Below are 5,030 nucleotides of genomic sequence, written 5' to 3'. Positions count from 1 at the left end.
ACGGCGAGTCACATATGGCGTCGTTGGTCTTTAAACCGATTTGATCAACAACGCCCTTCCTAGGCTTAACTAAATTTAGCCACCAATAACACATTAATTTCATTTAAACCTTTAAATTTGTAGATACAACCCTCTTAGAGGGGTACTTTAAATCACAGTATCTAACGGTCTTATATACAACCAAACATCCGAGCTTTCAACTTCCTAATATAAACTATTTATCTATGAACACGAGTCAATATCAAAGAGAAAGGACACTCTTATCTTAAAGACGATCACAATTTAATAACCTTTATTATCGCTGCTTGATATAAGCACCCATAAGTTCAAATACTTTGTCTATAGCATTAACAGCTTGAACCATTACCTTGAGCTTATCTTTCGTGCTCTTTAAAGACTCTGTTGACTCTTTCGCTTGATTAATAAGTCCCTTGATACTTTCTTGCCCTACGGAATGGAGACCAGAGTTCGTCTCTCTGATAGAAATATTGTATGCGTAGATTTTCTCGCATTTAATTAGAAACACATCATCTCCTGACTCCTGCATAACTAAGTCAAGGTAGCTTTGAAGTTCGTTGTACATGCTTTGTGATTCTGTGAGGCTCTCGCTCATTCGTTAGTCCTTTAAGGTATCGCAATCTCAGCATCACGAGCAATGATGCAGACTGATAAAAATCATCAACAACTTGCATTAGTGCCTCCAAATATCGGATGAATAACATTGAACACTGAGCTACAAACAGAGACGCTACATAAGTTCAGTCATTCAGTTTTTGAGAAAGAATTTACGACTTCACATGCCTTTGCATCATTAATATCAATTAGTTACAATATACACCCAGCCAAGGACTACTCCATCATATGAATAGGACATTCTTGCATATCACAAGTGACATAAATTATCCTTCCCTAAAACGACATACAAAATAATAGGCTCTAGAGCGAACCTTGCTTAAACAACACATGCACACCATGAATTTTCCTGTTATTAGTGGCTTTGTTGCGTAATTCAGTGGAACTAAATCCAGAACCTACGATCTGAGCAGCTACATTCACCACCTCTCGTAACGTTATGCCTAAACCTCGTTACAAAACAACCAATTGGAAGCAATAAAACCAATCACTCATTAACCGTGGATCTCTAACCTTTTGGATTTATGAAGAAGCGGTAAGTGAGTGGGCACAAAGCAAACAGAGTAAACACAGGAGGCCACGTCGATTCAGTGATCTAGCTATCACCACAGCGTTCATGGTAAACGAGTGTTTTCTATGCCACTAAGAGCGCAGCAATGATTTATCGACTCGATATTTAGGCTATCCCATGTTTGGTTAAGTTGTCCGCATTACACCTGATCCGCACCGAACCAATGCCCTTAACTTTAATAAGTATTTACACAACAAATGCATTGCGTGTAAATTATTCACTTACACCTAACCCAAACGCCTTTGCTTGCTGCGTCTGGATAGGTCAAGTTCGGGGGAACTTGACCTCCCTGTTATCAATACGGGCTATGCGCTCGGTATTTTTCTAATACCAGCCTTACACTTTCCCATAGCTCTTCGATATATCGATACTCTAGATAAAAGCCACTATCAATAAACTCAGCACCACTTGAAGAAAACCACGGTTGAGTTTCACCTTTCCCACCTACTCCTAATTCAAATTTGGCGCAATACTTTCCGCCAGTTGGGCGAATTTGGAACTTAATGTGATATGTCCAATGGGTTTCTGAATAACAGCGTTAGTAATGGGCTGGCAACCAACCAGAATCGTAGAAGTTCGGTAAACAACTTGCAGGGAGTTGGTATTGTGATAGTGGAAGTGTTGGCATTGCACTTTGAAGTTGGCTAGCCATGTGGTTGAAAGCGCTAATGTAGGCTTCTTTGATGTGTGCAGCTTTAGTGCCTCCTAAAGAAGATAGGGGCTGTTTTGCTTGTCATAAGTATGATCCTTTAACAAAGAAATCCTTACATTTAAGCCATATGTTTAATGCGGCCCAAGATTACGGTCCGTGTTTCTTTGAGGCTTAATTTAGAACCTAAAAGTTGAAACTTCCTAACAAATAGTGATCATTATCTACAATTCCCGCGCTAGGCTGGATCTTGAAAATACGGCTTATCGGCTACAACAAAGGATTTAAAATCAGCGTGTGTAACGCGTGTTTTGTCCAACTTGTTCTTTGCTGTCCATTGAGTGTTATCTCTTAGGTACTTTCTGTTGTATTCAGATTTCGATTTACCAACTAGCCCTAAATGATAATTCATTTCATGATCTTCGCTAAAATTCACGTAATCCCAATCGTTCATCGGAAAAACCTCTTTTAAGTTATGCAACATTCATATATCGGCACCAAGAAAGGTTTTCAAGGGGAACGAAAGAAAGATATGTCGTCCACACGACCATTGTTGGGTAGAATTTGAACTCATTCACATCCTATTTATGTACGTTTGCCCTACTAAAAAGTTATCCATCCTTATCATATTCTTCACGGTGACACCCATGGTGTATCACGGGGGTAAATTCGACCAAACTATCAACTCTTGATCACTCTCTTAGCATAACCAATTAATTCAGGAAATTACTTATGGTAATATCCAATCAGACACTAATCAGCTCGCTGTGTATGGTAATACTTCGTGATAGAAATCTTAAAAATTACAAGAATGATGGCGCAAGGGAGAACGAACCCGTATCTCTGTGAAGGTGATGATGGAAAACAGTATGTCGTAAAAGGCAGTAGTGCTACTTGTCGAGGCCTTGTAAAAGAATGGATAGTAGCTCATCTAGCGAAAAGCTTTGGCTTACCTATTCCGGATTTTAAAATCGCTTGGGTTGATGATTTACTAGTTGAATACAGCTCTTTTGACTTAGAGGCTGGTTATTGTTTTGCTTCATCATATAAACCTAACATTCAAGAAATAACCTATAATCAAATACAGAAGGTTCCAAAGCAGTTACTTCGTGATCTGTTTGTTTTTGATTATTGGATTCAGAATAATGATAGAAACCTCACTGATAAAGGCGGTAATCCTAACTTTTTCTTGGAGCAAAAGACCAAAGAAACGTGTGTTGTTGATCATAACCTAGCTTTTGCAGATGACTTTAAAATTGATGAACATAAAGAACAACATGTAAGTTCAGGCTCTTGGAATGGCTTAGAGCTAGTCGATAAAGAAGTTTATACAGAAAAATTTCAAAATGCCCTGCAAGATATTGACAATATCATCAGTGAGATACCAGAAGAGTGGTTAGAAATGTATCCAATCGATACTATTCGATCAGAAATTACGTTAGTATTGAAGAAATTCTTAGCTGAACCGTTTTGGGAGGACATATCATGAAAGTAGCTTTACAATTCGCGATTGTTCGCTTTATGCCATTCGCAGAAACATCAGAGTTTGCCAACGTTGGTATACTTGCGTTTGCTCCAAAGACTGGATTTGTAAGCTATAAACTAGCCCCTGCCAGATTTAAAAGAGTATCTGATTTCTTCGATGATCTTGAAGGGCAACTTTACAAGCAAGCTATAGCAAATTTTGAAGATGAATTAAATTACATCCAAAACTTCGCAAAGAATATAAGCGGTAAAGAGCTTGTTGAGTTAATGCACGAAGTTACTCGAACTAGAGAAGGTTTGATGACGTTTGGTGAAACTGGTGCAATGATCACTGATGATTGTCACCTTGCACTTGAACAACTCTTTGGCCGCCATATCGGAAGAGACTTTAAAGATACAAAGGAATACCGAGAGCAACAGATGGTTAAAGCCCTTAGACAAGAGCTGAAAACTTTAACCATTCGGTATAAAGAGCAAAGCCTTGATACTGGTTTCAGTCAATTTAAGATTCCACTAGTAGCTAAAGAAGCAAATATAACTAAAGCGATCAAGCCGTTAGCATTTGACCAAGCGACTCCTTTAGCACTCGTTGACCACGGGGATCGTTGGATATCTCGTGTTAAACACTTACTACAAGCAAACGCTTTGAACGAAGATAACTTCTTATTTACGATAGAAAGACCTCAGAATAAAAAAGAAGAGTTTGTAGCCGCTTTTGATACTGTGCAAAAAGGAATGAAAGAACTAGGTGTAAAAGTTATTCCATATCAGAACAGTAATGAAATATTAAAATTTGCGGAGTTTGATTTAGATTGCTTAGTTAATGATTTCAAATTAGTAACGAATTGATACAAATAATAAAGGCTACTTAACAGTAGCTTTTTTTACCTGCGAGTGAATGCTTTTATCATTTCATTCTGGCAATTGCTCTGGCTAGTTTAAGTAGTTTTATTGATGTTTTTAGCTCTAACTCAGATTGAATACTTAATAGTGCAATCCCTGCCAATATTTGTTGTGGCCTCACTACTTGGCCTGTCGGCAGCTCCATACTGTCGCGTATCATTTTGAACTATCCCCACTCTTCATAAATACTTAGTTTCCGACCTTTTGCCATTCTCATAAGCCTTTTGCATTCAGGTGGTATAGGCTTTCCCTCATCCCAACCCGTAACAGTCCTCACAGTTTTGAAGCACAGTTCAGCAACCTCTTCCTTAGTCATTTGGCACTCTAACTCTCGAAAAATGTAATTCTTACTCATTTCGCAATACTTCAATGATAAACCTCTAAATACAAGAGGTTGCACTGATCTTATAAGATATGCACCATTAAACATAATCAGACAAAGTGAGCACTGTACAAAGGCGTATTAATTGGTAATATTTGTCTTATAATAAGTTATTAACGAATCGTTAATGTTAGGATTTTTGAAACTCATTTATGTCAGTGCGACCTGAAGTCGTATGAAGCGTTGTTCACCACGAAGAGTGAACCATCTGTACTACCAGATGCCCCTAGGAACCTGAATAAAGAAGCGGCTCTGACAATGTAACGAAGCTTGGTCGTTAGACTGAGCGGGAACGGAATCGTGAAAGGACGTTCCTCCTGACAACCACAAGTCGGGTGAGTGCTAGGGGTCAATATGATGAAGCAGCGGAAGTGGTTAATACGCTGTAGCCAAAAGGCAACGAGAGT

Annotated in this window: 5 protein-coding genes and 2 pseudogenes; 3 read left to right on the top strand and 4 right to left on the bottom strand. The window is 38.6% G+C overall.

Annotated elements, in window-relative coordinates:
- Nucleotides 1–295: 295 nt before the first annotated feature.
- Nucleotides 296–613, bottom strand: a complete 318-nt coding sequence (locus ACED60_RS25140) for a hypothetical protein (protein WP_017082565.1) — start codon at nt 611–613, stop codon at nt 296–298.
- A 513-nt stretch (nt 614–1,126) separates the two neighbouring features.
- On the opposite strand from ACED60_RS25140, the pseudogene ACED60_RS25135 reads away from it, so the two are divergent.
- Nucleotides 1,127–1,290: pseudogene (locus tag ACED60_RS25135) on the top strand (transposase); the annotation flags it as partial.
- A gap of 801 nt (nt 1,291–2,091) precedes the next feature.
- Here ACED60_RS25135 and ACED60_RS25130 read toward each other — a convergent pair.
- Nucleotides 2,092–2,307, bottom strand: a complete 216-nt coding sequence (locus tag ACED60_RS25130) for a hypothetical protein (RefSeq protein ID WP_017082566.1) — start codon at nt 2,305–2,307, stop codon at nt 2,092–2,094.
- Nucleotides 2,308–2,637: 330 nt separating this feature from the next.
- On the opposite strand from ACED60_RS25130, the gene ACED60_RS25125 reads away from it, so the two are divergent.
- A complete protein-coding gene (locus ACED60_RS25125; RefSeq protein ID WP_029224410.1) occupies nt 2,638–3,342 on the top strand; it encodes a HipA family kinase in 705 nt (234 codons plus the stop codon).
- Entirely contained in the window at nt 3,339–4,187 is an 849-nt protein-coding gene (locus tag ACED60_RS25120) for a DUF3037 domain-containing protein (protein WP_017082568.1), read from the top strand. Before ACED60_RS25125 ends, ACED60_RS25120 begins: the two co-directional genes overlap by 4 nt.
- 58 nt (nt 4,188–4,245) lie before the next feature.
- Here the strand turns inward: ACED60_RS25120 and ACED60_RS25115 are convergent.
- Both ACED60_RS25115 and ACED60_RS25110 read right to left on the bottom strand, forming a co-directional pair.
- Nucleotides 4,246–4,611, bottom strand: a pseudogene (locus tag ACED60_RS25115) (regulator).
- A gap of 167 nt (nt 4,612–4,778) precedes the next feature.
- Nucleotides 4,779–5,030: hypothetical protein (locus ACED60_RS25110; RefSeq protein ID WP_371728692.1), on the bottom strand; the 252-nt coding region annotated here is incomplete at its 5' end.

This window comes from Vibrio sp. 1F279 (assembly GCF_041439815.1).
GTDB lineage: Bacteria > Pseudomonadota > Gammaproteobacteria > Enterobacterales > Vibrionaceae > Vibrio > Vibrio tasmaniensis_A.
This window is presented reverse-complemented; position numbering and strand designations above follow the sequence as displayed.